Here is a 26,119-nt window from a genome sequence, read left to right on the forward strand (position 1 = left end):
ATCAGAGCTGAGTGATACGGCGGCCTTTGAAACGGCGTTGACGGACCTTTTTCTTGGTCCAGACGAAGGGCTCGGCTCTGTCGTTGTATGCGTTGACGTAGGCATCGATGTGCTCCTGAAGCTGCGTGAGGCTTGTGAAGGAGGTGCCGCTGAGCGACTGCCCCTGCAAGATCGAAAACCATACCTCGACCTGATTGAGCCAAGACGCACTTGTCGGCGTGAAATGAAATTGCACGTTGGGGTGGGCCTTGAGCCAATGCTCGTTCTTCTTGTGGGTGTTGAGGTTGTCGAGGATGACGTGAAGCTTCCGGTTCGGAAAAGCCGCGGTGACGCTGTTCATGAAGTCGAGAAACTCGACGCGGCGTCGGCGTTTTGAATGCGCCGCGATGATCTTTCCGGTGGCGACTTCGAGCGCCGCAAACAATGTTGTGGTGCCATGCCGCTTGTAATCGTGGCTCTGGCCGGTCAAGGCGCGGCCATTGGGCAACTTCAGATAACCCTGCGCTCGCTCCAAAGCCTGGATCGAGGGCTTCTCGTCCACGCACAGCACAATGGCCTTCGCGGGCGGGGCGACATAGAGGCCGACAACATCGGCGGCTTTGGCCGTAAAGTTCGGGTCGTTGCTCTCACACCAGGACTTACGAGCCGCGAGGTCAATCTTGTGGCTGCGCAGGAACCGCCAGACATATTGGACGTCAACATCGCCCAGCGCCCCGGCCAGCAGGGGCCCGGTCCAGCGTGCGAACCCGTCCGGCGGCGGCTTGTCCAGCAGCTTCAGAATCCGCTTGTCGGTGGCCTTCGTATAGATTGGCTGCTTGCCCGGTCGCGGCTTGTCTTGCAGCCCTTCAAGGCCTTGGTCGGCATAGCGATGCCGCCAAAGGCTGACAATCCGCGGCTGGACCCCAACTTCCTTGGCGATCGACCGAGTGCTGCGTCCATCCGCCGCCAACAGAACTATCCGCGCCCGCTTCAAATCGCGCTGCAACGTCACCGGGGAGCGGCAACACGCCTCAAGCACCTTGCGATCTTTCCTCGAAAGGTGGACTTCTCTTGCTTCGGGTATCATCCCGACCTTGAATCACGACTCACGCTTTAAGAACAGTAGGTACTAGGAGCCCGTCCAGATATGTTTTCGTGACGGGCATTTGTTGTAGAGTAGCAGGCTCAGGCTGCGTTTGCGAGGTTGAACAGCTTGAGGAGGTTATGGACGGTGCAGATCATTGTCCACTCGGCGCGCACTTTCTCGATGCCCCGCAACAGGAACTGGCGGAAGCCTCTTGCCTGTTTGATCTGCCCGAACACCGGCTCCACCACTTGCTTTCGCAATCGGTAGGGTGTTTCGAAGCCGCCATCGTCGATCTTCTTTCGCATGGCCTGTGTCAGCGGGCCGCCGACTTTTCCGTTCGCTACTGTCGGGTGCTTGGCGCGACCGGGCGCGACATAGCCATCGATGCTGCGTGTGTCGAGCGCTTCGAGATTGGCTTCGCTGCAGTAGCCGGAATCCGCTGAGGCCTGCCGCGGCTTGCGGCCAAGATTGCTCTCGATGGCCTCGATCAGGGGCACCAACTGGCCCTGATCGCTGCCGTGCTGGGTCAGTTCTTGCGCGACAATGATCTGGGCATGTGCATCGACGGCCGCCTGGGCATTATAGGCCTGAACGAAGCCATCCTTCGACTTCATGATGCGGCTTTCCGGATCGGTGAAGTTGCGTTGCGCCTTGGGATTGGGTTCCTCCGATGGCAGCGCCGCCGGTTTGCCCGGCTTCTTGCGGCCTTCGGCCTGGCGCTGCTGTTCCTTTTCGGCCTCGATGCGGCGCTCTTCCTCCGCCGCCAGTTTGGCGTCCGCTTCCAGCGCCGCCATCGCTTGCTGGATCTTCGCCAGCCGTTTCTGCTTGTCGACGGTCCAGTCCGGCAGTTCGTCGCTGTTGCCGAAAGTCTTATCCTCCGAGGCATCCGCCGCCTCGGCGGCCGCCAGCATGCGAGCGACCTCGGCCTTCAATTCCGCCTCGCGCTTCTTCATGCGCTCATAACTCATCGCCTTGTGTTTCGACGCGTTCGCCTTGATCTTCGTACCATCCAGCGCGACATGACCGAGCTTGACCAGCCCGGCCGTCTCGCACAACTTCAGAACCTGCACGAATAGCGCGCCGAGCGCCTTCAAATGTCGCTTGCGAAAGTCGCTGATCGTCCGAAAATCCGGCGCATCCAGCGCCACGATCATCACAAAATCGTTCCGCTCCCGGCAGGCCTTGGCAATCCGACGCGACGAATACAGCCCACTCGCATAGCTATGCAGCAGCAGCGCCACCATCATCCGCGGATCAAACGGCGGCTGCCCAAGCCCGCTCACATAGCTGCCCATGATCTCCCTGAGATCGAGGCTCTCCCGCACCAGATCAACCATAAACCGCGAGACATGGCCTTTCGGCACGAAGTCCTGCACATTCGGCGGCAGAAGCAGCGTCTGATCGATGTTCCAAGGCCGAAAATACTTGCTCATCGCCCAATGTTGAATCAGACCCGACCAGATTTGAACAGCGACTATCCAGACAAGCTCCTAGTATTTCGGCTACGCTCACAGCCGTAGGATGGGTGGAGCGCAGCGATACCCATCGCATTCGTGGCGAGATGATGGGTATCGCTTCGCTCCACCCATCCTACGAGATCATTGGCTACCGCCTAATAATCCACCCGCATCAGATAGAGCCCGTCCGGTGGCGCGACCGGGCCGCAGGCGGCGCGGTCGCGGGCGGCGAGCGCGGCAAAGAGATCGTCCGCGCTCCAGCGGCCCTCGCCGACCCAGACCAGCGAGCCCACCATCGAGCGCACCTGGCTGTGCAGGAACGAGCGCGCCGACGTGAGGATCGAAACCGCGTCGCCTTCCCTGACCACGTCGAGTTGATCGAGTGTCTTCTCCGGCGACTTGGCCTGGCACTCGGTGTCGCGGAAGGTGGTGAAATCGTGCTTGCCGAGCAGTCGCTGCGCAGCCTCGTGCATCGCTGCCGCATCGAGCGCGCGCGGCACGCGCCAGACGCGGCTGATGTCGAGCGCGAGGTTCGCACGCGTGTTGGTGATACGATAGAGGTAGTGCCGCCTGGTCGCGGAGAAGCGCGCCTCGAAATCGTCTGATACGATATCCGCCGCCAACACGCCGATCGGATTGGGCCGCAGATGCGCGTTCAGCCCGTCGCGAAAACGGCCGGGCGGAAAATGCTTGGCGATGTCGCAATGCGCGACCTGGCCGCGCGCGTGCACGCCGGCGTCGGTACGGCCGGCGCCATGGACGCGCACGTCCTCGCCGCAGATCGCTTTCACCGCCGTCTCCAGCGCACCCTGCACGGTCGGCGCGGTGTCCTGGATCTGCCAGCCGGAGAACGGCGTGCCGTCATATTCGATGGTGAGCTTGTAGCGGGGCATCAGGCGAGCCGCGCAGGCGGCTTCAGCGGCGTGCCGCGCAGAAAATCTGCCGCCTTCATAGGCGCCTTGCCGGCGCGTTGCAGTTCGAGAATCCGGATCGCGCCGTCGCCACAGGCGATCGCAAATTTGTCGTCGAGCACATCGCCCGGCTCGCCCGAGCCCTTGGCGAATTCGCAACGCAGGATTTTCAGCCGCACCGGCTCGCCTTCGCCTGATAGCTCGCACCAGGCACCGGGGAATGGCGAGAGCCCGTGAATGTGCCGCAGCACCGCGTGCGCCGGCTGCGCCCAGTCGATCCGCGCCTCGGCCTTCTCGATCTTGGCGGCGTAGGTGACGCCGTCCTCGCTCTGCTTCGTAAGCTGCAAGCCGCCACGCTGCAGCGCGCCCATTGCGCGCACCATCAGATCGGCACCGAGCGGCGCCAGCGCGTCGTGCAGATCAGATGCCGTCATGCTGTCCGAGATCGGCAGCCGCTCGGCCATCGCGACATCGCCGGTGTCGAGACCGACATCCATCTTCATCACCATCACGCCGCTCTCGGCGTCGCCTGCCATGATGGCGCGGTTGATCGGCGCGGCGCCGCGCCAGCGCGGCAGCAGCGAGGCGTGCAGGTTGAAACAGCCGAGCTTCGGCGCATCGAGAATCGCCTGCGGCAGGATCATGCCATAGGCGACGACGACGGCGGCATCCGCGTCATGCGCGCGGAATTCCTCGAGCGCCTCCGGCGTCTTCAGCGTTTTCGGCGTCAGCACGGGAATGCCGAGGCGGCGCGCTTCTTGCTCGACCGGCGTCGGCTGCAACTGCAGGCCGCGTCGTCCGCCCGGCTTCGGCGCACGGGTGTAGACGGCGGTGACCTCATGGCCATGGGCCACGAGTTCCAGCAGCGTCGGCACCGCGAAATCGGGCGTGCCCATGAAGATCAGGCGGAGCGGCATCAACAGCACTCGCTGCGTTCCCTCCCCCCTTGTGGGGGAGGGTTAGGGAGGGGGGTAGCCGCAACGGCGGTGCTTGCGGCTACCCCCCTCTCCGGCTCTCCCCCACAAGGGGGGAGAGGGCGCATCGCACAAGCGGAAACGCTGTTCACGCTACACTCACTCCGCCGCGCGCTTGGCGGCCTTCTCGAATTTCTTGAAGACGCGGTCGCGCTTCAGCTTCGACAGATAGTCCACGAACAGCACGCCGTTGAGGTGGTCGATCTCGTGCTGGATGCAGGTGGCGTAGAGCCCCTCGGCATCCTCTTCATGCACCTTGCCGTCGAGGTCGGTGAAGCGCAGGCGCACCCGCGCCGAACGCTCGACCTCCTCGTAATATTCGGGGATCGACAGGCAGCCCTCTTCGTAGACCGACAGCTCTTCCGAATGCGAAATGATCTCCGGATTGATGAACACCCGCGGCTGCGGCGTGGTCTCGCCGTTCTCGTCGCGCTTGGCGAGGTCCATGGTGATCAGCCGCAGCGGCTGCGCGACCTGGATTGCCGCGAGCCCGATGCCGGGCGCGTCATACATGGTCTCGAGCATGTCGTCGGCGAGCTTGCGGATCTCCGGCGTCACCTTCTCGATCGCCTTCGACACCAGCCGCAACTGCTTGTCCGGCAGAATGATGATTTCTCTGATAGCCATGGCCGCGATTTAAGCTGCGGGCATGATGCGGTCAATGCGTTCAGGAACCCCTTAAGGCGGCCTTAACCACGTTTCTTTACACAGCGTTAACCAGGAAAATTAAGGGACCGTTTACCATAAATGTTCCCTTTTCGTTCGGCGACGACGCCGAATCGGCTACAACGGCTGGCATGAACGAGATTCTCCTCACGCTTGGCGACCTCCCGGTCCGCGTCTCCGACGCGTTGATCGGGCTTGGCGCGCTGGTGCTGCTGCTGCTGCTGGCCATCGCGGTGGTGATCGCGCGCGCCAGCCGGCGCAGCGCGGAACTGGCGATGGCCCAGGCCATTCGGGCCGACGAGCTGGAGGAGCGGCTCGCCGACATGCTGCGGGCCCAGAGCGAGGCCTCAGGACGGGTCGATGCGATGGGGCAGGCGCTGGCCGGCCGCCAAGCCGAGATGGCCCGTGCCGTCAACGAGCGGCTTGACACGGTGACCCACCGGGTCGGCCAGTCGATGGAACAGACCACGCGCAACACGATGGATTCGCTGCGCGTGCTGCACGAACGGCTCGGCATCATCGACCACGCCCACAAGAAGCTCAACGAGCTCACCACCCAGGTCACGACGCTGCGCGACGTGCTTGCCAACAAGCAATCCCGCGGCGCGTTCGGCCAGGCGCGGATGGAGGCCATCGTCCAGGACGGCATGCCGAAGGGCTCGTTCGAGTTCCAGCACACGCTGACCACGGGCAAGCGGCCGGACTGCGTGGTGTTCCTGCCCGACCAGCGCCCGCTCTGCATCGACGCGAAATTCCCGCTGGAGGCCATGACCGCGCTGCACGATGCGCGCAGCGACGAGGAGCGCAAATTCGCCAGCCAGCGGCTGCGCGCCGACGTGCTGAAGCATGTCAGCGACATCGCGGAGAAGTACCTGATCCCCGGCGAGACCCAGGACACCGCGCTGATGTTCGTGCCGTCGGAATCGGTCTATGCCGAAATCCATGACGGCTTCGACGACGTGATCCAGAAGGCCTATCGCGCCCGCGTCGTGCTGGTATCGCCCTCGCTGCTGATGCTGGCGATCCAGGTGATGCAGCAGATCCTGAAGGACGCCCGCATCCGCGACGCCGCCGACCAGATCCGCAACGAGGTGATGCATCTCGGCGACGACCTCGGCCGTCTGCGCGAGCGCGTGCTCAAGCTGCAAAACCATTTCGGCCAGGTGAACGAGGACGTCAGGCAGATCCTGATCTCCGCCGACAAGATCGAGAAGCGCGCCGGCCGCATCGAGGAACTCGACTTCAGCAAGTCCGAGACCCCGATCGAGGTCCCCCGCTTCGTCAAACCCGCCGCCCCCGACCTGTTCCCCGCCCCGCGCAAGCTGCAGGCGGGGGAGTAGGCGTTGTTTTTAGAAGTTGTTTGGCGCGCTCGCGCCACTCAATCGGTGTCATCGCCCGGCTCGACCGGGCGATCCAGTATCCCAGAGGCGGCAGTTGGGAGCACGTAGCTCCTACGTCTACATCCTCGCCAGCCACGTCGGCGGCACGCTCTACATCGGTGTGACAAATGACCTCATTCGTCGCGTCGGCGAGCACAGACTGAAACTCATCGAGAGTTTCACTGAGAAATATGATGTGGTGAAGCTCGTTTATTTCGAGCAATTCGATGATCCTGAGAACGCGATCAAGCGCGAGAAGCGGCTAAAGAAATGGCCGCGCGCGTGGAAGATTTCGCTGATTGAGAAGGATAATCCGGACTGGAACGACCTCTATCAGGAAATTGCCGCAGGCGGCGGATAGGCCTCTGGGATACTGGATCGCCCGGTCAAGCCGGGCGATGACAGTCTTTTTGGGGCCGAATCTGGTAACACCGGTTTTATGACAGCACCTGAAGCTACGTCAGACGCGTCCGCGAAGCCGCAGGAACTTGCCGCCACCTCCTGGCGCGACAGCTTCGCGGTCTATCTGCAGCCGCGGGTGCTGATCGTGCTGCTGCTCGGCTTCTCCTCAGGCCTGCCGCTGGCGCTGTCGGGCTCGACGCTGCAGGTGTGGATGAAGGAGGCCGGGGTCGATCTCGGCACCATCGGGCTGCTCGCGCTGATCGGCACCCCCTACACGCTGAAATTCCTCTGGGCGCCGCTGGTCGACGCACTGCATGTGCCGCTGTTCACGCAAATGTTCGGTCGCCGTCGCGGCTGGCTGCTGTTCTCGCAGCTGTTGCTGATCGCGACGATCCTGGTGCTGGCGATGGCCGATCCGGCGCGATCGCCATGGTTCGCGGCCTTTGCCGCGCTGCTGGTCGCAGCCGCCTCATCGACGCAGGACATCGTGGTCGATGCCTTCCGCGTCGAAAGCCTGCCGGAAAGCGAGCAGGCCGCCGGCATGGCGTCCTATGTCGCGGCCTACCGCATCGGCATGCTGGTCTCGACCGCCGGCGCGCTGTTCATCGTCAGCGGTTTCGAGTCCGCCGGAGTGGCGCGCCCGTCGGCCTGGATGTGGGGCTATGTGGTGATGGCCGCGCTGGTCGTGATCGGCATCATCACGGCGCTGGCTGCGACCGAGCCGGCCCAATCGAAAGGCGCGGAGGCGGCCACGCATGCGCAGACCGCAGCCGAACGCGTATGGCACGCGGCGCTCGGCGCGTTCTCCGAGTTCCTCAGCCGCAAGGATGCATTCGCGGCGCTCGCCTTTGTGGTGCTGTTCAAGTTCACCGACGCATTCTCGGGCACCATGACCGCGCCGTTCGTGATCGACATCGGCTTTTCCAAGGTCGATTACGCGGCGATCGTGAAAGGCGTCGGGCTTGCCGCAACCTTGATCGGCGGCTTTGCCGGCGGCTTCGTGGCGCGGCGCTATTCGCTCGCCACCAGCCTCTGGATCGGCGGCGTGCTGCAGGCGATCGCCAACCTCTCGTTCTCATGGCTCGCGCATGTCGGCGTCGATCAATGGGCGCTGGCGCTTGCGATCACGGCGGAGAATTTCACCAGTGCGATCGGCACCGTGATCTTCGTCGCCTATCTCTCGGCGCTGTGCCGCAATCCGCTGCACACCGCGACCCAGTATGCGCTGCTCACGGCGCTGGCGGCGGTCGGCCGCACCTATCTGTCGTCGGGCGCGGGCTATGTGGCCAAGGCCGTCGGCTGGCCGGTGTTCTTCGCGATCTGCGTGCTGGTCGCGATCCCGAGCCTGATCCTGCTCGCCTGGCTGCAGCGCCGCGGGCATTTTGATGAGCTGGGGCCGGTGAGGATTTGACGCTCCACTGTCATCACCCGCGAAGGCGGGTGATCCAGTATTCCAGAGACAGTTGTGCTTGAATCGAGAGGCCGCGGCGTACTGGATCGCCCGGTCCCGTCTACGCCAAGGCTTCGACGAGGCTTGCGGTTCAGGCGCGCCGAAGCTTTAGCGGAGGCGGCGAGCCGGGCGATGACATCGTAATTGAGGCACGGCCCTACTTCGCCACCACGCTCCACTTGGTGACGATGGCTTCGCTCATCTGGCCGGCGTCCTGGGCGCAGGCGACCTCGTCGACCTTCACCGAGATTTCCTTGCCGGTAAGACTCTTCAGCTGCGCGGCCTGGGCATCGTTGGTCGGAATGAGCTGGAAGGTTTCCGGCCCGGTCTCGAGGTTGCAGAGACCGTTCGGCGGCGGCAGACGACGCGGCTCGCTGGTGATCTGGTAGGTCGCGACGCGCTTGCCACGGTTCTTGGCATCGCGCACCTTCAGCGCGCTGAGTTCTCCCGACAGCACGTCGCCGGCCCGGATCATCTTGCCGGGCTTCTGCGGCGCGTCGCTCTGCTGCGCAATGGCGCAAGGCGCCGCGGCGAAGGTGGCTGCCAGAAACGCAAAGCCCAAGCGTACGCCGAATCGGTGTGTCGTCATTTTCAGGAGTTCCGTATCTAGATTCGTCAGAGCGTGAATGACCGTCCCCGAATCGCCATCCACCCTATCATTTTGTTTCAGCGCGATCTTTTCGGCTGTCGCCGATCGCCTGGCGAACGTCGCCGCGTCCGGCTCTCGATCGCGCGCTAGAACAGCGTCCGCTGCCGCATGGCTGCGGATAGCGTACCTTCATCGAGGTAATCAAGCTCTCCGCCGACCGGCACGCCATGCGCCAGCCGCGTCACCCGCACATTGGCCTCCGACAGCAGGTCGGTGATGTAATGCGCGGTGGTCTGGCCGTCGACGGTCGCATTCAGCGCGAGAATGATCTCGCTGACCTCAGGCGCATGCGCCCGCGCCACCAGCTGATCGATGGTGAGATCCTGCGGGCCGACGCCGTCGAGCGGCGACAGCGTTGCGCCCAGCACGTGATAGCGGCCATTGGTCGCATTGGCGCGTTCCAGCGCCCAGAGATCGGCGACATCGGCGACCACGACGATGATCGAGGGATCGCGGCGCGGATCGGTGCAGACCGTGCAGGGATTTTGTGTATCGATGTTTCCGCAGGTCTTGCAGACCTGGATCTTGTCGATGGCGACCTGCAACGCCGCGGTCAGCGGCGTCATCAGAGCCTCGCGCTTCTTGATCAGGTGCAGCGCCGCGCGCCGCGCCGAGCGCGGGCCCAGCCCGGGCAGCCGCGCCAGCAGCTGGATCAGGCGTTCAATCTCGGGGCCGGCAACGCTTGCAGCCATTTAGGTCGGACCAAATCCCGGCGGCAGGCCGAGCCCGCCGGTGATAGCCATCATCTTCTCCTGCATCGCGGTCTCCGCCTTGCGGCGGGCGTCGCCGAGCGCGGTGACCAGCAAATCCTCGAGCACCTCGCGTTCCTCCGGCTTCATCAGCGACGGATCGATCTTGATGCCCTTCACGTCCATCTTGGCGGTCATGCGCACCGCGACCAGGCCGCCGCCGGAAATGCCCTCGACCTCGACATTGCCGAGCTCGTCCTGCATCGCCTGCATCTTGGATTGCAGCTGCGCTGCCTGCTTCATCATGCCGAGAAAATCAGCCATGCGTGCGTTCCTATAATCTGATCAATCGTCGTCGCTGTCGGAAGTTTCAATCGGATCCTCGCCGGTCGCATCCGCGACCGGAACCTCGGCGGCCAAGCGGCGGACCTCGACCACCTTCGTGCCGGGGAAGCGGGCCAGCACCTCCTGCACGCGCGGATCGGCTTCCGCAGCGCGCTGATGCTCGCTGCGCGCGAGTTCGTTCTGCGAGCGTACGGTGGGCTGGCCGGCCTCGTTGGAGATGATCACGGTCCAGCGCCGCCCGGTCCACAGTTCGAGCTTGCGCGACAGATCGGTGACGAGCGCGCGCTGCGCCTTCGGCTCGAGTGCAATCTCGAGCTGGCCATCCTCGATGCGCACCAGCCGCACATCGGCCTCCAGCGCACTTTTGGTCATGATATCGCGCTTCTCGCCGGCGAGCGCGATCAGCTGCGGGAAGCTTGATATCCGCAGCGCCGGCGCGGCATCGGCGGCCGGCGCCGCCATCTGCGGACGCGCGGCGAAATCGGCGCGTGGCGCCCCCTGCGGGGCACGCACCGGCGCCGACGACATCGCAGACATCGCCGAGGACGGCGCGCCGCGCGACGGCTGCGACGCGGCCGAGCCTGAGGTCGCGGGCGCTGAGCCACCGCCGTTCTGCTCGATCATCCGGATCGCTTCATCCGGCGTCGGCAGATCGGCGACATAGGCGATCCGCACCAGCACCATCTCGGCGGCAGCTGCCGGACGCGTCGCGGTCTGCACCTCGGTGATGCCCTTGAACAGCATCTGCCACATCCGCGACAGCACGCGAAACGACAGCTTTGCGGCGAATTCGCGCGCGCGCACCCGCTCGGTCTCGCCGAACGCGACGTTGTCGGCGGTCGCCGGCACGGCCTTCACGCGGGTGACGAAATTGACGAACTCGGCAAGGTCGGACAGCACCACCACCGGATCGGCGCCGACGTCATACTGCGCGCGGAATTCGGCGAAGGCTGAGGCGAGATCGCCGCGCGCCAGCGAATCAAAGAGATCGATGACGCGGGTGCGATCGGCGAGGCCGAGCATCTGCCTGACCGCGTCGGCCTTCACAATGCCCGCGGCATGCGCGATCGCCTGGTCGAACAGCGACAGCGAGTCGCGCACTGAGCCTTCGGCCGCGCGCGCGATGATGCCAAGCGCCTCCGGTTCGACCTCGACGCCCTCCTTCGCGGCAATATTGCCGAGATGCTTCATCAGCACGTCGGCCTCGACGCGGCGCAGATCGAAACGCTGGCAGCGCGACAGCACCGTGATCGGCACTTTACGGATTTCGGTGGTGGCGAACACGAACTTGGCGTGCTCCGGCGGCTCCTCCAGCGTCTTCAGGAAGGCGTTGAAGGCCGCCGTCGACAGCATGTGGACTTCGTCGATGATGTAGACCTTGTAGCGCGCGCTCGCCGGCGCATAGCGCACGCTGTCATTGATCTGGCGAACGTCGTCGACGCCGGTGTGGGAGGCGGCGTCCATCTCCAGCACGTCCATGTGCCGGCTTTCCATGATCGCCTGGCAGTGCACGCCGAGGTCGGGCATATGGATGGTCGGCCCCTTCACCGAGCCGTCCGGCTTCGCGTAATTCAAGGCACGGGCGAGGATGCGCGCGGTGGTGGTCTTGCCGACCCCGCGGACGCCGGTGAGGATCCAGGCCTGCGGAATCCGCCCGGTCTCGAACGCGTTCGAGACGGTGCGGACCATGGCCTCCTGGCCGATCAGATCCTCGAAGCTGGAGGGGCGGTATTTGCGGGCGAGAACGCGGTACGGCTTGGCCGTATCCGGCGCGCCACCCAAATCAAAGCCGCTCTGGCTTGCGCCGTCGGACGGTTGGGAGGGGTCGCCAGCGTCATTCATGCATCGATCCGCAACTTGGGAATTGTCTCTTGCAGCCGGCGTGCGGATAGGAGCCGAAATCGAGCGCCGGGCGCGGAGACCGCCATTCCAGCACGATTCGCTCGGAAAAACAGGTAGGAGACTGACGAGCGACCCGATCCGGACCTCGTTAGGGCTGCTTCCTTCCGGACCTGACCCGGTTGGCGAGTGGCTCGTCCACCGCCAATCTCCCGGTCCCTATTTGGGGCCAAAACCGCCGGAAAGCAAGCGGGCTGACCGTGCTTTGTGGGACTTGTGTGGAAACACGGAAAGGCATTATTTGCCCCTCATGTCCGCCTCCAATTGGTCGCTGCATTCGCAGCTCAAAAAAGACACCATCGACATCGGCGACCTGCCGCTGTGCAAGGTGCTCGTCATCAAGGATGCGCATTATCCCTGGCTGCTGCTGGTGCCGCGGCGCGACGGCGCGGTCGAGATCATCGACCTCGGCGAGGTCGAGCAGGCGCAGCTGATGACGGAGATCACCCGCGTCTCGCGGGCCCTGAAAGAGGTCACCAAGTGCGACAAGCTGAATGTCGCCGCGCTCGGCAACCTCGTCCCGCAGCTTCACGTCCATGTCATCGCGCGCCGTACCAGCGACGCTGCATGGCCGCGTCCCGTTTGGGGCGTGATGCCGCCGCTGGCGCATGACGCCGAGGAAGTGCAGAATTTCATCAGCGCGCTTCGCCGCAACATCTGGTTGGGTTGAACTTCAATGTCCGCATCCGATTCCTTTCCGCTCGGCCAGCCGGCCTTCGTCACCCATGTGCTGGACCGCGCCGCCCATCTGCGCAGCAATGACGAAAAACTGTTCGCGCTCGAAGGCCATCGTGAGGCCCGCGCCTATGTGATCTATCGCGACTCGCTGGTGGTGAAGCAGGAGGATGGCGGCGCCCGCGCGCTGCTCTCGCTGGAGGAGGCCCGCGGCTTTGGCGCCAATCCCGGCACGATCTTCCTGGGCTTGCGCGATGCCGCGCCGATCTTCGGCATGGGGATCGCACCACAGGCCGCGGAAAAGCTGGTCGGACGTCCCGACGTCGCGATCACCGAATTGCGCGGCATGGCGATGCAGGGCGTGGTGCCGCCCGAGCAGCTCTCGGCGATCGCGATGGCGAAATCGATGGTGACCTGGCATCAGCGCCACGGCTTCTGCGCGAACTGCGGCACCCGCACGGCGATGAAGGACGGCGGCTGGAAGCGCGAATGCCCGAGCTGCAAGGCCGAGCACTTTCCGCGCACCGATCCGGTCGTGATCATGCTGGTCACGTCAGGCGACAAGGTGCTGCTGGGACGGCAGAAGCAGTTCATGCCCGGCATGTATTCCTGCCTCGCCGGCTTCGTCGAGGCGGCCGAGACCATCGAGGACGCGGTCCGGCGCGAGATTTTCGAGGAGGCCGGCATCCGCTGCACCGACGTCAATTACTACATGACGCAGCCTTGGCCCTATCCGTCGTCGCTGATGATCGGCTGCACAGCGCGCGCGACCAACGAGGACATCGTGGTCGACCGCACCGAGCTGGAGGATGCGCGCTGGTTCGACCGCGCCGAGGCGACGCTGATGCTCAAGCGCCAGCACCCCGACGGCCTTGCCGGTCCGCATCCGTTCGCGATTGCCCATCATTTGCTCGGCCGCTGGGTGCATCACCGAAACCCGTTGGACCAGTAGCGGGAACCGGACATCGTTCTGCCGATTAGTCCGGACACAGGTTGTGGCAGTTGGAGCATGATCCGGAAAAGTGCGAAGCGGTTTTCCGAAAAGATCATGCTCAAATAACGGGCTAAAGCGCGGTGACGATTCAACCTGATCGCATCGCGCTTTAGCGGAACCATTGCGACGGACCCCTGCATGAATTTTCCGAACGGCGCCTCGAAAGTCCCGCCCCGCATCCTCTGCATCGGCCTGCCGGTGCGCGACCTGACCTTCCGCGTCAATGTCCCGGCGCGCGGCTCCAAGGAGAACGCGACGCATTTCGACGAGATCTGCGGGGGCAATGCGCTGAACGCCGCGATCGGCATCGTCCGGCTGGGCGGCCGCGCCTCGATCTGCGGACCGATGGGCGATTCGCGGGAGACCTCGAGCCGCTACATCTTCGACAAGCTCGGCGAGGAGGGCATCGAGACCAACCATCTCATCCACATGCCGAACCTGGTGACCCCGATCTCGGCGATCATGATCGACGACACCGGCGAGCGCACCATCGTCACCTTCCGCGATCCCGAGCTCTGGAAGGTCAAGCTGCCGCCGACCGAGCTGTTGCTGGAAGATTGCGCGGCGATCCTGACCGAGAGCCGCTGCGCGCCGTTCTGCACCGAGCTGTGCGCCGAGGCCGTCAGGCGCGGCATTCCCGTGGTTGTCGACGTCGACCGCGCGATGTCGATGCGGGAAGGGCTGCTCACCGCCTCCTCCCATCTGGTGTTTTCCAGCGAGCCGCTGCAGGAGACCGCCGACGTCACCGACGACGGCCAAGCGCTGCAGAAGCTCGCCAAGCTCACCCCCTCCTTCCTGGCCGGCACCCGCGGGCCGATGGGGACGATCTGGCTCAACGAGCAGGGCGAGCTGGAGGAAACCCCGGCCTTCCCGGTCCACACCGTCGACACGCTCGGGGCCGGCGACGTCTTCCACGGGGCGTTTGCGCTGGCCATCACCGAACAGCAGGAGCTACGGCAGGCGCTTCGCTTCGCCTCAGCCGCCGCAGCGCTGAAATGCACCCGCTTCGGGGGTGCTTATGCCGCACCGCAACGTGCTGAAGTTGAAGCGTTTTTGGGCGAACACGCCGAGGTCCGACCGGCCTGACCGGCCACGACCCGCTTGATTTGGAAGATTTTTCTCTATATGAGGGAGATTGAACCTTCATGTGGAACTTTCTTCTATGACCGATGTCGCCATTCAGCTTCATGACAACAACCGCCGCCTCGATGCGATCGACCGCAAGATCCTGACCGTGCTGCAGGAGGACGCCTCGCTCTCCGTCGCCGAGATCGGCGACCGGGTCGGGCTGTCCTCGACACCGTGCTGGAAGCGCATCCAGCGGCTGGAAGCCGACGGCGTCATCCTGCGCCGCGTCGCCCTGGTCGACCAGAACAAGATCGGGCTCGGGATTTCCGTGTTCGTCTCGGTCGAGAGCGCCGACCATTCGGAGGCCTGGCTGCGCAAATTCGCCGATGCCGTCAGCGCCATGCCCGAGGTGATGGAGTTTTACCGGATGGCCGGCGATGTCGACTACATGCTGCGCGTCGTGGTCGCGGACATGCAGGCCTATGACGTCTTCTACAAGAAGCTGATCTCGGCGGTGCCGCTGAAGAACGTCACCTCGCGCTTTGCGATGGAGAAGATCAAGTCGGTGACGGCGCTGCCGGTGCCGGCGGCGTAAGCACCACCTTCTCAACTGTCATCGCCCGGCTTGACCGGGCGATCCAGTACGCCGCGGCCTCTCGGTTCAATCGCTACCGTCTCTGGAATACTGGATCACCCGCTTTCGCGGGTGATGACAATCCAATTTGCCGCTCGCAGCGCGCTCAAATCTTCTGATTGTACTCGCCGACCTCGGGATGCGTGCGCAGCACGGAATCCATCGCCTCGAACAGGTCGTGCATGCGCTGCTCGCTGACCGGGCTTTCCACCACGACGACGAGTTCGGGCTTGTTCGAGGACGCGCGCACCAGGCCCCAGCTGCCGTCCTCGACCGTGACGCGGACGCCGTTGACGGTGACGAGATCGCGGATGTTCTGGCCCGCGACCTGCGCGCCCTTCTGTTGCAGCGTCTCGAAGTGCTTCACGACAGCATCGACGACGCCGTATTTCGCCTCGTCGGCGCAATGCGGCGACATGGTCGGCGACGACCAGGTCTTCGGCAGCGCGTCCTTCAGGTCGGCCATCGACTTGCCGGGGGCGCGGTCGAGCATCTCGCAGATCGCGATCGCCGACACCAGGCCGTCGTCATAGCCGCGGCCGAACGGCTTGTTGAAGAAGAAGTGGCCGGACTTCTCGAAGCCGGCGAGCGCGCCGAGCTCATTGGTGCGGCGCTTCATGTAGGAATGACCGGTCTTCCAGTAGACCGTCTTCGCGCCCTGCTTCTGCAAAACAGGGTCGGTCACGAACAGCCCCGTCGACTTCACGTCGACGACGAACTGTGCATTCGGGTTGATCGCCGACATATCGCGCGCCAGCATGACGCCGACCTTGTCGGCAAAGATCTCCTCGCCGGTGTTGTCGACCACACCGCAGCGGTCGCCGTCGCCGTCGAAGCCCAAACCCACATCAGCCTTGTGCGCCAGCACCGCATCGCGGATCGCGTGCAGCATCGCCATGTCTTCCGGGTTCGGATTGTATTTCGGGAAGGTGTGATCGAGCTCGGTGTCGAGCGGGATCACCTCGCAGCCGATCGCCTCCAGCACCTGCGGCGCGAACGCGCCCGCGGTGCCGTTGCCGCAGGCCGCCACCACCTTCAGCTTACGCTTCAGCTTCGGCCGGTTGGTGAGGTCGGCGATGTAGCGCGCCGGATAATTCTCGTGAAACTGGTAGGAGCCGCCGGTCTTGTTGTCGAACGCGGCGTCGAGCACGATCTCCTTCAGCCGGGTCATCTCATCGGGGCCGAAGGTGAGCGGGCGGTTGGCGCCCATCTTGACGCCGGTCCAGCCATTGTCGTTGTGCGAGGCGGTGACCATCGCGACGCAGGGCACGTCGAGATCGAACTGAGCGAAATAGGCCATCGGCGTCACCGCGAGCCCGATGTCGTGCACCTTGCAGCCCGCCGCCATCAGGCCCGAGATCAGCGCGTATTTGATCGAGGCGGAATAACCGCGGAAGTCGTGACCGGTGACGATCTCCTGCTTGACGCCGAGCTCAGCGATCAGCGCGCCGAGCCCCATGCCCAGCGCCTGCACGCCCATCAGATTGATCTCCTTGTTGAACAGCCAGCGCGCGTCGTATTCGCGAAACCCGGTCGGCTTCACCATCGGCTCGGATTCGAAGGCATAGGTGTTCGGAACCAGCGCGGATTTCGGCTTGGGAAACATGGATCGGCCTTATGGTCATGCAGAGGGTATCGCCGCAGCCTTTAGCGAATGCGCAGGCCGGGCGAAAGCTGAGACTGCGGCTGGTGGCCGACAATTACGGCGGAAATGGCGGCGATATCGGGTCGCCGCGGATACCCCGAAAGGGCTGGATTTATTGCTCCAGCAACAACTTGCCGTTGGCGTATTCGAAGCGCTTCAGCTTCGACAGGAAGGACAGGCCGAGCAGGTTTTCGGACAGCGCCTCGTCCGGCAACACCAGGGCGTCGACGTCGCGCACGGTGAGGCCGCCGAGCTCGATCATGGCGATGCGGGCACGCGCGGCCTTGATGGTGCCGTTCGCGGTAGTGACGCGCGAGGTGTAATCGCCCGGCACCGGACGCAGGCCGAAGCGGGCGGCCGAGGTTTCGTTCAGGGCCACCACGGAGGCGCCGGTGTCGACCATGAAGTTGATGCGCTGGCCATCGATCCGGCCGTCGGTGGCGAAATGGCCGCGGGGATCGGGCGCAATGCTGAGCGTGCGGGAGCTGGCCTGCGCCACCGTGACGGCGGGGGCGATGGTCTGCTTTGCGGTGGTCGCGGCGGCGGGCGACATCTTGCTGGCCATCTGGGCCATGAAGGTGCCCAGCCCGATCAGGATGGCCGCGAAAATCATCAGGTTACGCATGACACCATACTCGGAAAACCGAACACGCAATTTCACCACGCCGCACGCCCCGCCGCGAGCAAGCGCGGCAGCGCGAGGCTGCCATTTTGGCGAAAAGGATGAGCGAAGAGTTAATGCCGGCCCGTGAGAGGCGGCCAAACGCCATCGGCCGCCTCTCACGGAAGGATTTTGCCGGCTTTCAGGCCGACTTTCAGGCCGTCTTGGCAACCGGGCTCGGCATCGCAACGCGCAGCGCGTAGTAGACAGCGCCCGCGATTCCGACCCCGAAGAACCAGCCATAGACCGCCCACCACGCCGGCAGGATCGAGGTGAAGTTCGGCAGCACCGACGAGAACAGCGCGCCGATGGCGGCTGCGATCAGCGCGCTGACATTCCAGCCGTTCTGGAAGCGATATTCGCCGTTCTCCTGATACAGCGCCGGCACGTTCACGCGGCCTTTGGCGATCAGATAATAGTCGACCATCATGATGCCGAAGATCGGCCCCATTGTCGCGCCGATCAGGCCGACGAACGAGGCGGCGTTGCCCTCCCAGGGCGCGAACGGATACAGCGCCAGCGCGATCAGCGCCGCGATGTAGCCGCCCTTCTTGAAGTCGATATGCCGCGGAAACACGTTGGAGAAATCGAACGCCGGCGAGACGAAATTGGCGACGACGTTGATGCCGAGGGTTGCGACCGCAAAGGTGACCGCAGCGAGCAGCGCCAGGAACCAGCTGTCGAACTTCGCCGAGATCTGGTCAGGATGCAGCAGCACCTCGTGATAGACGTTGAACGCCGCGATCGTGGTGACGCCGGCGACCAGCGAGAACAGGATCAGATTGACCGGCAGCCCCCAGATGTTGCCCTTGCGCAGCGCGTGCACGTCGGGCGCATAGCGCGAGAAGTCGCAGAAGTTGAGATAAAGCGCGGCGAAATAGGTGATCCAGGTCGCGGCCACGGCGCAGAGCGCCGGGAAAGAGCCGGGCACGCCGGGCACGCCGGCTTCCTTGGTCTTCTCCAGCAGCACGTCCTGCGGGATCGGCGCGGTGAGCGAGATGCCGCCAGCCGCGATGCAGAGATAGACCGCGAGGATCAGCATCATCAGCCACACCGCGGGCCCCGCCCAGTCCTGGAAGCGGCGTACCGTTTCCATGCCGCGCTGAATGATCAGGAGCTGCAGCGCCCAGATCACGACGAAGCAGATCACCTCGAGCGTGGAATGGCCGAGCATGTGGCTGGACTGGTGGAATGCCTTGAAGCTGTCGATGCGCGTCAGCAGCGCGACGATCGCACCCGAGGCCGCCGCGGTTTGCGCGCCGTACCAGAAGCAGGCGACGATGGCGCGCACCAGCGCCGGAATGTTGGCGCCCCAGACCCCGAACGAGGCGCGCGCCAGCACCGGATAGGGCACGCCGGTCCGCACGCCGGCATTGCCGATCAGGCTCATCAGCACGAAGATCACCAGCGAGCCGACGCCGATCGCCAGGATGAAATTGACGAAGCTGCCGCAGAGCAGGAACAGGCTGGCGGCGAGATAGTAGCCCCACAGGCTGTGCACGTCCGACGTCCAGACGTTGAAGATGCTGAAGGCGCCCCAGTTGCGTTCCCTGGCCGGCGCCAGGTCTTCGTTGTAGAGCGACGGCGATGCGTTCTTGATCTCCAGGTTCTTGAAGTCCATGGCAGCGTCCCCAAAGTGCGAGCCCGTGATCCCGGCGCGCAAATCTAACCACCGTTTGTCGACGCTCGCCAGCGCAACCGATCAAGCATCATCCGGAAAAAAGCTGAGACCGACGTTCTCGCGCAACAACGCGAAACGTTGCGCGGCGCGACAAACGCAACGCGCTTGCGCAGGATGAGTTTTGGTTGAATCGGCTTGCCGCGCTTTCGGTTCACCTCTCCCCGTCGGGGAGAGGTCGGATTGCGAAGCAATCCGGGTGAGGGCTCTCGCTCTCCCGATAGACCGTAACCCCTCACCCGATTTGCTGCGCAAATCGACCTCTCCCAAGGGAGAGGTGAACTTTCGACGCCGTTCCAGCTCAACCTAACTTCATCATGCCTATGGCGCAGAGATTCACGTGCCGCGCGGTTTCACGCGTCTTGTCGGCATCGCGCTGGCGGGATCTTCCGGCCAGGGGTGGCGCGGATAGCGGCCGCGCAGGTCGGACCGGACAGCGGCATAGCTGCCGCGCCAAAAACCCGGCAGATCGCGCGTCACCTGCACCGACCGCTGCGCCGGCGACAGCAGTTCCAAGACCAGCGGCACCGCGCCCTTGGCGATCGAGGGATGGGTGTTGAGCCCGAACAGCTCCTGCAACCGTACCGCAATGGTCGGGCCCTGCTCGGCCTCGTAATCGATCGCAAGCTGCGTTCCGGTCGGCGCCTCGAAATGCGTCGGCGCCTCGCGGTCGAGCCGCGCGCGCAATTCCCACGGCAGCAGCGCCATCAGCGCATCGGACAGATCGCCGGCGGACAAATCCTTCAGCGCGGTCTTGTCGTACAGCGCAGGCACCAGCCAGTCCCCGGCACGCGCGGCGAGCGCGGTGTCCGACAGATCGGGCCAGCTCTCATCCTCGGCCTTGCGCAGGAACATGATTCGGTCGCGCCACTGTTTCGAATGCTTCGACCACGGCAGCCGGTCGAGGCCCGCCGCGATCAGGCCGTCGGCGAAGATGCGCGCGGTCTCGGCCGATGGCTGCAGCGACATCGGCGCTTCCGACAGCGTGATCGCATGCAGCGAGCGCCTGCGCCGCGCGCGCAGCGCCATCGCGCCGCGGTCGAACGTCACCTCTTCCATGGTCTCGATCTGGTCGGCGAAGCGCTGCTCGATCTCGTCCTGGGTGATCGGCGCCGCCAGCAGGATGCGGCCGCTCGCGGCCGTACCGGTCAGTTCGGCGACCGCGATATAGGGCAGCCGCGCCAGCGCCACGGTCTGCTCCACCGCGGCGCCGCGGCCATTGGCCAGCACGAAGCTGCCATTGCCGCGGTTCCTGGCGACGCGATCCGGGAACGCGAAGGCAAGCATGACGCCGGTGGAGAGATCGCCGCGATCGACAGACACTACCTTTGCGGGCCCCCATCCCCGGCCCTCCCCCGCAAGGGGGGAGGGAGAAGAAAGTCTCTCAGACCTCTCCACCTGCGAGGCCCAGCGTTCGGCCATGCTGCGCGCGCTCGATGCCCGCTGCGAACGGTCGCGGCGGAACTGGTCGAGCCTGTGGTCGAGATCGACGCTGTCGCCGCCGAGCCCGCGCTCGGTCAGCACCGCGGCGATCTCGGCCGCTTCCTCGCCTGCACTGAGGCGGGCGGAATCCACGATCATCCGCGCCAGCCGCGGCGGCAGCGCCAGCGCGCGCAGGCTCTTGCCCTCCTCGGTGATGCGGCCGTCGCCGTCGAGCGCACCGAGCTCTGACAGCAGCGATTTCGCTTCCTTCAGCGCTGGCCCCGGCGGCGGATCGAGGAAGGCAAGGCTGCCGGGATCGCTGACGCCCCATTGCGCGAGGTCGAGCACCAGCGAGGACAGGTCGGCGGAGAGGATCTCGGGCGCGGTGTAGGCCGGAAGCGACGCGGTCTGCGGCTCGTCCCACAGACGGTAGCAGACGCCGGGCTCGATGCGGCCGGCGCGGCCGCGCCGTTGATCGACGGCCGCGCGCGAAGCCCGCACGGTCTCGAGCCGGGTCAACGCAATGTCAGGCTCGTAGCGCGGCACACGCGCCAGGCCGGAATCCACCACGATGCGCACGCCCTCGATGGTCAGTGAGGTCTCGGCGATCGAGGTCGCCAGCACCACCTTGCGGATGCCTTTCGGCGCCGGCGCGATGGCGCGATCCTGCACGCTCGCATCGAGCGCGCCGAACAGCGGCACGATCTCGACCGACGCATCGTGCACGCGCTCGGCGAGGAAGGTCTGGGTGCGGCGGATTTCGGCCGCGCCCGGCAGGAAGGCGAGCACCGAGCCGGCATCGGCGCGCAGCGCGGTTGCGATCGTCTCCGCCATCTGCCGCTCCAGCGGCGCGTCCACCTTGCGGCCGACATAACGGGTCTCGACCGGAAAGGCACGGCCCTCGCTCTCTACAACAGGCGCATCGCCGAGCAGCCTTGCGACCCGCGCGCCGTCGAGCGTTGCCGACATCACAAGGATGCGCAGATCCTCGCGCAGGCCGGTTTGCGCGTCGCGCGCCAGCGCCAGCCCGAGATCGGCGTCGAGCGAGCGCTCGTGGAATTCGTCGAACAGCACCGCGGCGACGCCGTCGAGCTCGGGATCGTCGAGGATCTGGCGCGAGAAGATGCCCTCGGTGACGACCTCGATCCGCGTCGCGCGCGATACCTTTGAGCCGAAGCGCACGCGATAGCCGACGGTCTCGCCGGCGCGCTCACCGAGCGTCTTCGCCATTCGCTCGGCGCTGGCGCGCGCAGCGATGCGGCGCGGCTCCAGCACGATGATATTCTTGCCCTTGGCCCAGGGCGCGTCGAGCAAGGCCAGCGGCACGCGCGTGGTCTTGCCGGCGCCCGGCGGGGCGACCAGCACTGCGGCATTGTGGCCATCGAGCGTGCGGTCGAGCTCATCGAGCACGGCGTCGATCGGCAGCGGGCTATCGAAATGGCGCGGCAAGGACTTTCATCGCGGCAGCGGCTGGGACGGCCTGCGACCCGTGGTTAACGAACGTCTCTGGTCCCTTTCGGAACACTGGGCCTCTTAGACCATTCGCCTGTTGCAGGGAACCGGGGAAAGGCCGGGTTCGGCGGCACATCATTTGTATGAGTAAAGGAGAAAGCAACAGATCGGGCCGATGATAGGTACGATCACGCCGAAACAGGACAAGGATGACCACAAACGGCACAGCAGCTGCGACAGATCGTTCCGCCGGGAACGTGGGCGCGCGCGTCGATTGGGTCGACTATGCCAAAGGCATCTGCATCATCATGGTCGTGATGATGCACTCGGTGCTGGGGGTCGAGAAGGCCGCCGACCAGACCGGCTTCATGCATTATGTCGTGATGTTCGCAAAGCCGTTCCGGATGCCGGACTTCTTCCTGATCTCGGGACTGTTCCTGTCGGTCGTGATCGACCGCGACTGGCGCACCTATCTCGACCGCAAGGTGATGCACTTCGCCTATTTCTACGTGCTGTGGGTGACGATCCAGTTCGGCTTCAAGGCACCGTCGCTGGCCGCCGAGGCGGGCTGGGCCCAGGTCGGGTTCACGTATCTCGAATCCTTCATCGAGCCGTTCGGCACGCTGTGGTTCATCTATCTGCTGCCGATCTTCTTCGTCGTCACCAAGCTGACGCGCAACGTCCACCCGCTCGTGATCTGGCTGATCGCAGCATTGCTGGAGTCGGCGCATGTCACGACCGGCTGGACCGTGATCGACGAGTTCTGCGCCCGCTTCGTCTATTTCTACACGGGCTATGTCCTCGCCAGCTATGTGTTCGCGTTGTCGGACCGCGCGCGCGCGCAGCCCGCGCTTGCCCTGCTCGGACTTGGTCTCTGGGCATCGATCAATGGCGGCTTGGTTGCGCTCGATATCAGCGAATGGCCGATCGTCTCGCTGGCGCTCGGCTTTGCCGGCGCCTGCGCGATCATCGTGACCGGCACGCTGCTGGCGCGCGCGCACTGGCTCGGCTTCCTGCGCTTCTGCGGCGAGCATTCGATCGTGATCTATCTCGCCTTCTTCCTGCCGATGGCCGCGACACGCACCCTTCTGCTGCGGTTCGAGGTCATCCACGACATCGGCCTGGTTTCGCTGATCGTGACCGCGGTCGGCGTCGCCGGTTCGCTCCTGATCTGGCGGCTGGCGCTGGCGGCGCGGGCCAATTTCCTGTTCGAACGGCCCGATGCGTTCTGGATCGCCCCGAAAAAGGCAGCGCCCGCTTTGCAAGCGGCCGAATAGGCCCGAATAGTGCCAAAAGTCATGGGCCGGATTCGTTCCGACAGGGGCGATTCCAGCCGCCCGAATTTTCCGCGCATTGAAATTACTGGCTTTTTGGCCCCGAATGTTTCGTCGTCGGACCGCCGACGAAACAATTCTCCCGGTCACGAAACCATTTTCCGCTTTTCGCGCAGACATCCGGAAACGGGCGGTAACTAACAATTCTCCTAACGAACCGCCGCCTAACGGCGAATTGGGAGCCTGTCATGCCGAACGTCATCGCCATCAACACTGCAGCCAAGAAGCATATCGACGCTGCCCGCGCGACCTCGGATGAAATGCTGCTCGCGAGTATCGCGAAGAATAACCGCACCGCGATGCACACGCTCTATGCCCGTCACAATGTCCGGGTTTACCGCTTCGTGCTGCGGATGGTCCGCGACGCCACGATGGCCGAGGACCTGGTCAGCCAGGTGTTCCTGGACGTCTGGCGCACCGCGGCCCAGTTCGAGGGCCGCTCGCAGGTTTCGACCTGGCTGCTGTCGATCGCCCGCTTCAAGGCGCTGACCGCGCTGCGCCAGCGCAAGCATGAGGATATCGACCAGGACGATGTGCTGGAGATCGCCGATGGCGCCGACACGCCGGAAACCTCGCTCGATCGCGCCACCACCAGCGAGATCCTGCGCGCCTGCGTCGCCAAGCTGTCGCCGGCCCACCGCGAGATCATCAACCTGGTCTACTACCATGAGAAGTCGGTCGAGGAGGCCGGGCAGATCATCGGTATCCCGCAGAGCACGGTGAAAACCCGCATGTTCTATGCCCGCAAGCAGCTCGCCGACCTCCTCAGGGGTGCCGGCGTGGACAGCGTCGCGGCATAATCTAACGCAAATTCAGACACTTATCAGGAGATCGCGCGATTCGGGCAATTGTCGACGAAGCCGAAAAAGTCAGGCGACGAAACAATTGAAACAATCGACGACATCACCCGGAAAAACCCGATCTCTATACCCATATCCAACGACGCAACCCCAACCACTACCAGCTCAACGAGTTTCGACGCTTCTCTAGTTCCAACCTCCCAAGTAGCCTCCAACGACCCGGCCGGGATGCCCCCCAGCCGGGTCGCTCTGTTTTTGGCGCGGCGTCGTGATGCCGAACGCGCCTCGTCTCACACGGACGTGACGTCATCCGCGACGGCTCAGCCGTAACGGGCAGACCGTCCTCGCGAAGACCATCAGGCGTACCCGGCATGGCCCTCTGGCGCGCCGGGAGTTCTGATGGACGGACGACGATGCTCAGCCTTGCCCTAGCCCTGCTTGCCGGTGTCGCCACCGTCGCCGCCCCCTGCACCCTGCCGATGCTGCCAATCCTGCTTGGGGTATCGATAGGCCAGACCCGCAAGGCGCGGCCTGCGGTGATCGCGCTCGGCTTCGTCATGTCATTCTCTGCGGTGGCATTGCTGCTGAGCGCGATCACGCGTGCGTTCGATTTCGATCCGAATGTGCTGCGCACCGGCGCAGCCGTCCTGCTCGCCGGCTTTGGCCTCTTGATGATCTGGCCGGCGCCGTTCGAATGGCTGTCGATCCGGCTCAGCGGTGCTGCTTACGGCGTCGGCCAGGCTGCGCCGTCACAGAGCCTGTTCGGCGGCTTCGTGCTCGGCAGCACGCTCGGCCTGGTGTGGACGCCCTGCGCCGGACCGGTGCTCGGCTCGATCCTGACCATCGTCGCGACCTCGACGGATACGGCGTGGGCGAGCCTGCAGCTCGTCACCTACGCGATCGGCGCCGCGATCCCGATGCTCGCGATTGCCAACGGCGGCCAAGCCGTCACCACCCGCGTGCGCAGCATGGCGCAGATCGCGCCGCGCCTGCAGCAGGGCTTCGGCGTCGTGATCATCGGCTTCGCTGCGCTGTCCTACCTGCAATACGACACGCTGATCGTGGCGTGGCTGACCCAGTTCTATCCCAACGGCCAGATCGGCCTCTGAACCCCACAGGAGATATCGATGCCCGTGCGCTTGCTTGCTGTATCGGCCCTCGTTAGCGCCCTTGGCCTGGGCGGCGCCGTCATCCCCGGCCTCTGTTCGGAGTTCGACACGCCTGCGAAAGCGGTGCCGGTGGCCGCGGCGATGACCGCCGAACAGAGCCAGACCGCGCCCGAATTCACCGGCATCAGCAACTGGTTCAATTCGAAGCCGCTGAAACTCGCCGACCTGCGCGGCAAGGTGGTGCTGGTGGACTTCTGGACCTATGGCTGCGTCAACTGCGTCAACACGTTGCCGCACGTCACCGAACTTTATTCAAAGTACCGGGACCGCGGCCTCGTGGTGATCGGGGTCCACACCCCGGAATTCCCGTTCGAGCATTCGGCGTCCAACGTGCAGGCAGCGCTGAAGCGGCACGGCATCCTCTATCCGGTGGCGCAGGACAACAATTCGCAGACCTGGAACGCCTACGGCAACCAGTATTGGCCGGCGCAATACATCATCGACCAGAACGGCAAGATCGTCTTCCAGCACGCCGGCGAGGGGCGGTATGACGAGATCGACCGCACCGTCGCCCGGCTGCTCAACGCCAACAGCTAGAGCGTTTTCGAGCAAAGTGGACACCGGTTCGCGTGAAGAAAACGCGGCAAAACAAGAATCTAGAGCTTCGGTTCTGATTCAATCAGAACCGAAGCTCTAGCGCATCAAACAGCAGGCCAAAGCGCGGTGACGTTGCCGTCCGATCTCATCGCGCTTTGGACAA

The 26,119-nt window shown here is 64.5% G+C and carries 24 protein-coding genes and 1 other RNA gene; 11 read left to right on the plus strand and 14 right to left on the minus strand.

What is annotated here, in order from left to right:
* Position 1: 1 nt before the first annotated feature.
* From HAP54_RS09785 to def, 5 genes are all read right to left on the minus strand, one after another.
* Positions 2-1,066: an IS630 family transposase gene (locus HAP54_RS09785; protein WP_166204319.1), complete on the minus strand. Its 1,065-nt coding sequence runs from the start codon at positions 1,064-1,066 to the stop codon at positions 2-4.
* 98 nt (positions 1,067-1,164) lie between these two features.
* The gene (locus HAP54_RS09790) at positions 1,165-2,499 is read right to left on the minus strand and encodes an IS1182 family transposase (RefSeq protein WP_166294455.1); all 1,335 of its coding nucleotides are present in this window, start codon (positions 2,497-2,499) and stop codon (positions 1,165-1,167) included.
* Positions 2,500-2,678: 179 nt separating this feature from the next.
* Positions 2,679-3,416, minus strand: a complete 738-nt coding sequence (gene truA, locus HAP54_RS09795; RefSeq protein WP_166299623.1) for a tRNA pseudouridine(38-40) synthase TruA — start codon at positions 3,414-3,416, stop codon at positions 2,679-2,681.
* On the minus strand, positions 3,416-4,351 hold the full coding sequence (gene fmt, locus HAP54_RS09800; protein WP_166299625.1) for a methionyl-tRNA formyltransferase: 936 nt from the start codon (positions 4,349-4,351) through the stop codon (positions 3,416-3,418). The genes truA and fmt overlap by 1 nt, the downstream gene beginning before the upstream one ends.
* Positions 4,352-4,507: 156 nt before the next feature.
* Complete coding sequence (gene def, locus HAP54_RS09805) at positions 4,508-5,035, minus strand: peptide deformylase (RefSeq protein ID WP_166299626.1); 528 nt, start codon at positions 5,033-5,035, stop codon at positions 4,508-4,510.
* Positions 5,036-5,205: 170 nt separating this feature from the next.
* Between def and HAP54_RS09810 the strand changes: the two genes are divergently transcribed.
* The 3 genes from HAP54_RS09810 to HAP54_RS09820 all read left to right on the plus strand — a co-directional run bounded on the left by HAP54_RS09810 (position 5,206) and on the right by HAP54_RS09820 (position 8,266).
* Positions 5,206-6,414, plus strand: coding sequence for a DNA recombination protein RmuC (locus HAP54_RS09810; protein ID WP_166299628.1), 1,209 nt, complete (start codon positions 5,206-5,208; stop codon positions 6,412-6,414).
* Positions 6,415-6,508: 94 nt separating this feature from the next.
* Positions 6,509-6,814, plus strand: a complete 306-nt coding sequence (locus tag HAP54_RS09815) for a GIY-YIG nuclease family protein (protein WP_166299629.1) — start codon at positions 6,509-6,511, stop codon at positions 6,812-6,814.
* 78 nt (positions 6,815-6,892) lie between these two features.
* Positions 6,893-8,266 carry an AmpG family muropeptide MFS transporter gene (locus HAP54_RS09820; RefSeq protein WP_166299631.1) on the plus strand — a complete coding sequence of 458 codons (1,374 nt, stop codon included), beginning with the start codon at positions 6,893-6,895 and terminating at the stop codon, positions 8,264-8,266.
* Between the two features lie 196 nt (positions 8,267-8,462).
* On the opposite strand, the gene HAP54_RS09825 is transcribed toward HAP54_RS09820, so the two are convergent.
* From HAP54_RS09825 to ffs, 5 genes are all read right to left on the minus strand, one after another.
* Positions 8,463-8,894: a hypothetical protein gene (locus tag HAP54_RS09825; RefSeq protein ID WP_166299632.1), complete on the minus strand. Its 432-nt coding sequence runs from the start codon at positions 8,892-8,894 to the stop codon at positions 8,463-8,465.
* Positions 8,895-9,040: 146 nt separating this feature from the next.
* Positions 9,041-9,646 carry a recombination mediator RecR gene (recR, locus tag HAP54_RS09830; RefSeq protein WP_028335942.1) on the minus strand — a complete coding sequence of 202 codons (606 nt, stop codon included), beginning with the start codon at positions 9,644-9,646 and terminating at the stop codon, positions 9,041-9,043.
* A complete protein-coding gene (locus HAP54_RS09835; RefSeq protein ID WP_166299634.1) occupies positions 9,647-9,967 on the minus strand; it encodes a YbaB/EbfC family nucleoid-associated protein in 321 nt (106 codons plus the stop codon).
* Positions 9,968-9,988: 21 nt separating this feature from the next.
* Positions 9,989-11,830 (minus strand): DNA polymerase III subunit gamma/tau, encoded by a 1,842-nt coding sequence (locus HAP54_RS09840; protein WP_175619398.1) that lies wholly within the window; start codon positions 11,828-11,830, stop codon positions 9,989-9,991.
* Between the two features lie 113 nt (positions 11,831-11,943).
* Positions 11,944-12,040, minus strand: an RNA gene (ffs, locus tag HAP54_RS09845) — signal recognition particle sRNA small type.
* Between the two features lie 97 nt (positions 12,041-12,137).
* Between ffs and HAP54_RS09850 the strand changes: the two genes are divergently transcribed.
* The 4 genes from HAP54_RS09850 (at position 12,138) to HAP54_RS09865 (ending at position 15,219) form a co-directional block, all read left to right on the plus strand.
* Positions 12,138-12,557 carry an HIT domain-containing protein gene (locus HAP54_RS09850; RefSeq protein ID WP_166299635.1) on the plus strand — a complete coding sequence of 140 codons (420 nt, stop codon included), beginning with the start codon at positions 12,138-12,140 and terminating at the stop codon, positions 12,555-12,557.
* 6 nt (positions 12,558-12,563) lie between these two features.
* A complete protein-coding gene (nudC, locus tag HAP54_RS09855) occupies positions 12,564-13,514 on the plus strand; it encodes an NAD(+) diphosphatase (protein ID WP_166299637.1) in 951 nt (316 codons plus the stop codon).
* Between the two features lie 180 nt (positions 13,515-13,694).
* A complete protein-coding gene (locus HAP54_RS09860) occupies positions 13,695-14,642 on the plus strand; it encodes a sugar kinase (protein WP_166299638.1) in 948 nt (315 codons plus the stop codon).
* A 76-nt stretch (positions 14,643-14,718) separates the two neighbouring features.
* Positions 14,719-15,219, plus strand: a complete 501-nt coding sequence (locus tag HAP54_RS09865; RefSeq protein WP_024578797.1) for an Lrp/AsnC family transcriptional regulator — start codon at positions 14,719-14,721, stop codon at positions 15,217-15,219.
* Positions 15,220-15,364: 145 nt separating this feature from the next.
* Here HAP54_RS09865 and HAP54_RS09870 read toward each other — a convergent pair whose 3' ends face one another.
* From HAP54_RS09870 to hrpB, 4 genes are all read right to left on the minus strand, one after another.
* Entirely contained in the window at positions 15,365-16,864 is a 1,500-nt protein-coding gene (locus HAP54_RS09870) for a phosphomannomutase/phosphoglucomutase (protein WP_166299640.1), read from the minus strand.
* Positions 16,865-17,015: 151 nt separating this feature from the next.
* On the minus strand, positions 17,016-17,528 hold the full coding sequence (locus HAP54_RS09875) for a TIGR02281 family clan AA aspartic protease (protein ID WP_224741310.1): 513 nt from the start codon (positions 17,526-17,528) through the stop codon (positions 17,016-17,018).
* Between the two features lie 190 nt (positions 17,529-17,718).
* Complete coding sequence (locus tag HAP54_RS09880) at positions 17,719-19,185, minus strand: NCS1 family nucleobase:cation symporter-1 (RefSeq protein ID WP_175619399.1); 1,467 nt, start codon at positions 19,183-19,185, stop codon at positions 17,719-17,721.
* A gap of 393 nt (positions 19,186-19,578) precedes the next feature.
* Positions 19,579-22,113 carry an ATP-dependent helicase HrpB gene (gene hrpB, locus HAP54_RS09885; RefSeq protein WP_166299641.1) on the minus strand — a complete coding sequence of 845 codons (2,535 nt, stop codon included), beginning with the start codon at positions 22,111-22,113 and terminating at the stop codon, positions 19,579-19,581.
* Positions 22,114-22,325: 212 nt separating this feature from the next.
* Between hrpB and HAP54_RS09890 the strand changes: the two genes are divergently transcribed.
* The 4 genes from HAP54_RS09890 (at position 22,326) to HAP54_RS09905 (ending at position 25,956) form a co-directional block, all read left to right on the plus strand.
* Complete coding sequence (locus tag HAP54_RS09890) at positions 22,326-23,393, plus strand: acyltransferase family protein (protein ID WP_166299643.1); 1,068 nt, start codon at positions 22,326-22,328, stop codon at positions 23,391-23,393.
* A 245-nt stretch (positions 23,394-23,638) separates the two neighbouring features.
* The gene (locus HAP54_RS09895) at positions 23,639-24,250 is read left to right on the plus strand and encodes a sigma-70 family RNA polymerase sigma factor (RefSeq protein WP_166299645.1); all 612 of its coding nucleotides are present in this window, start codon (positions 23,639-23,641) and stop codon (positions 24,248-24,250) included.
* Between the two features lie 413 nt (positions 24,251-24,663).
* Complete coding sequence (locus HAP54_RS09900) at positions 24,664-25,359, plus strand: cytochrome c biogenesis CcdA family protein (RefSeq protein ID WP_166299647.1); 696 nt, start codon at positions 24,664-24,666, stop codon at positions 25,357-25,359.
* Positions 25,360-25,377: 18 nt separating this feature from the next.
* Positions 25,378-25,956 (plus strand): thioredoxin family protein, encoded by a 579-nt coding sequence (locus HAP54_RS09905; protein WP_166299648.1) that lies wholly within the window; start codon positions 25,378-25,380, stop codon positions 25,954-25,956.
* Positions 25,957-26,119: the final 163 nt, after the last annotated feature.

This window comes from Bradyrhizobium sp. 2S1 (assembly GCF_011516625.5).
Lineage (GTDB): Bacteria > Pseudomonadota > Alphaproteobacteria > Rhizobiales > Xanthobacteraceae > Bradyrhizobium > Bradyrhizobium septentrionale.

What these genes read in the sequence shown, in the direction of transcription:
- HAP54_RS09785 (WP_166204319.1), bottom strand. Translation starts at nt 1,066, where the DNA reads ATGATACCCGAAGCAAGAGAAGTCCACCTTTCGAGGAAAGATCGCAAG.
- HAP54_RS09790 (WP_166294455.1), bottom strand. Translation starts at nt 2,499, where the DNA reads ATGAGCAAGTATTTTCGGCCTTGGAACATCGATCAGACGCTGCTTCTG.
- truA (WP_166299623.1), bottom strand. Translation starts at nt 3,416, where the DNA reads ATGCCCCGCTACAAGCTCACCATCGAATATGACGGCACGCCGTTCTCC.
- fmt (WP_166299625.1), bottom strand. Translation starts at nt 4,351, where the DNA reads ATGCCGCTCCGCCTGATCTTCATGGGCACGCCCGATTTCGCGGTGCCG.
- def (WP_166299626.1), bottom strand. Translation starts at nt 5,035, where the DNA reads ATGGCTATCAGAGAAATCATCATTCTGCCGGACAAGCAGTTGCGGCTG.
- HAP54_RS09810 (WP_166299628.1), top strand. Translation starts at nt 5,206, where the DNA reads ATGAACGAGATTCTCCTCACGCTTGGCGACCTCCCGGTCCGCGTCTCC.
- HAP54_RS09820 (WP_166299631.1), top strand. Translation starts at nt 6,893, where the DNA reads ATGACAGCACCTGAAGCTACGTCAGACGCGTCCGCGAAGCCGCAGGAA.
- HAP54_RS09825 (WP_166299632.1), bottom strand. Translation starts at nt 8,894, where the DNA reads ATGACGACACACCGATTCGGCGTACGCTTGGGCTTTGCGTTTCTGGCA.
- recR (WP_028335942.1), bottom strand. Translation starts at nt 9,646, where the DNA reads ATGGCTGCAAGCGTTGCCGGCCCCGAGATTGAACGCCTGATCCAGCTG.
- HAP54_RS09835 (WP_166299634.1), bottom strand. Translation starts at nt 9,967, where the DNA reads ATGGCTGATTTTCTCGGCATGATGAAGCAGGCAGCGCAGCTGCAATCC.
- HAP54_RS09840 (WP_175619398.1), bottom strand. Translation starts at nt 11,830, where the DNA reads ATGAATGACGCTGGCGACCCCTCCCAACCGTCCGACGGCGCAAGCCAG.
- HAP54_RS09850 (WP_166299635.1), top strand. Translation starts at nt 12,138, where the DNA reads ATGTCCGCCTCCAATTGGTCGCTGCATTCGCAGCTCAAAAAAGACACC.
- nudC (WP_166299637.1), top strand. Translation starts at nt 12,564, where the DNA reads ATGTCCGCATCCGATTCCTTTCCGCTCGGCCAGCCGGCCTTCGTCACC.
- HAP54_RS09860 (WP_166299638.1), top strand. Translation starts at nt 13,695, where the DNA reads ATGAATTTTCCGAACGGCGCCTCGAAAGTCCCGCCCCGCATCCTCTGC.
- HAP54_RS09865 (WP_024578797.1), top strand. Translation starts at nt 14,719, where the DNA reads ATGACCGATGTCGCCATTCAGCTTCATGACAACAACCGCCGCCTCGAT.
- HAP54_RS09870 (WP_166299640.1), bottom strand. Translation starts at nt 16,864, where the DNA reads ATGTTTCCCAAGCCGAAATCCGCGCTGGTTCCGAACACCTATGCCTTC.
- HAP54_RS09875 (WP_224741310.1), bottom strand. Translation starts at nt 17,528, where the DNA reads ATGCGTAACCTGATGATTTTCGCGGCCATCCTGATCGGGCTGGGCACC.
- HAP54_RS09880 (WP_175619399.1), bottom strand. Translation starts at nt 19,185, where the DNA reads ATGGACTTCAAGAACCTGGAGATCAAGAACGCATCGCCGTCGCTCTAC.
- HAP54_RS09890 (WP_166299643.1), top strand. Translation starts at nt 22,326, where the DNA reads ATGACCACAAACGGCACAGCAGCTGCGACAGATCGTTCCGCCGGGAAC.
- HAP54_RS09895 (WP_166299645.1), top strand. Translation starts at nt 23,639, where the DNA reads ATGCCGAACGTCATCGCCATCAACACTGCAGCCAAGAAGCATATCGAC.
- HAP54_RS09900 (WP_166299647.1), top strand. Translation starts at nt 24,664, where the DNA reads ATGCTCAGCCTTGCCCTAGCCCTGCTTGCCGGTGTCGCCACCGTCGCC.
- HAP54_RS09905 (WP_166299648.1), top strand. Translation starts at nt 25,378, where the DNA reads ATGCCCGTGCGCTTGCTTGCTGTATCGGCCCTCGTTAGCGCCCTTGGC.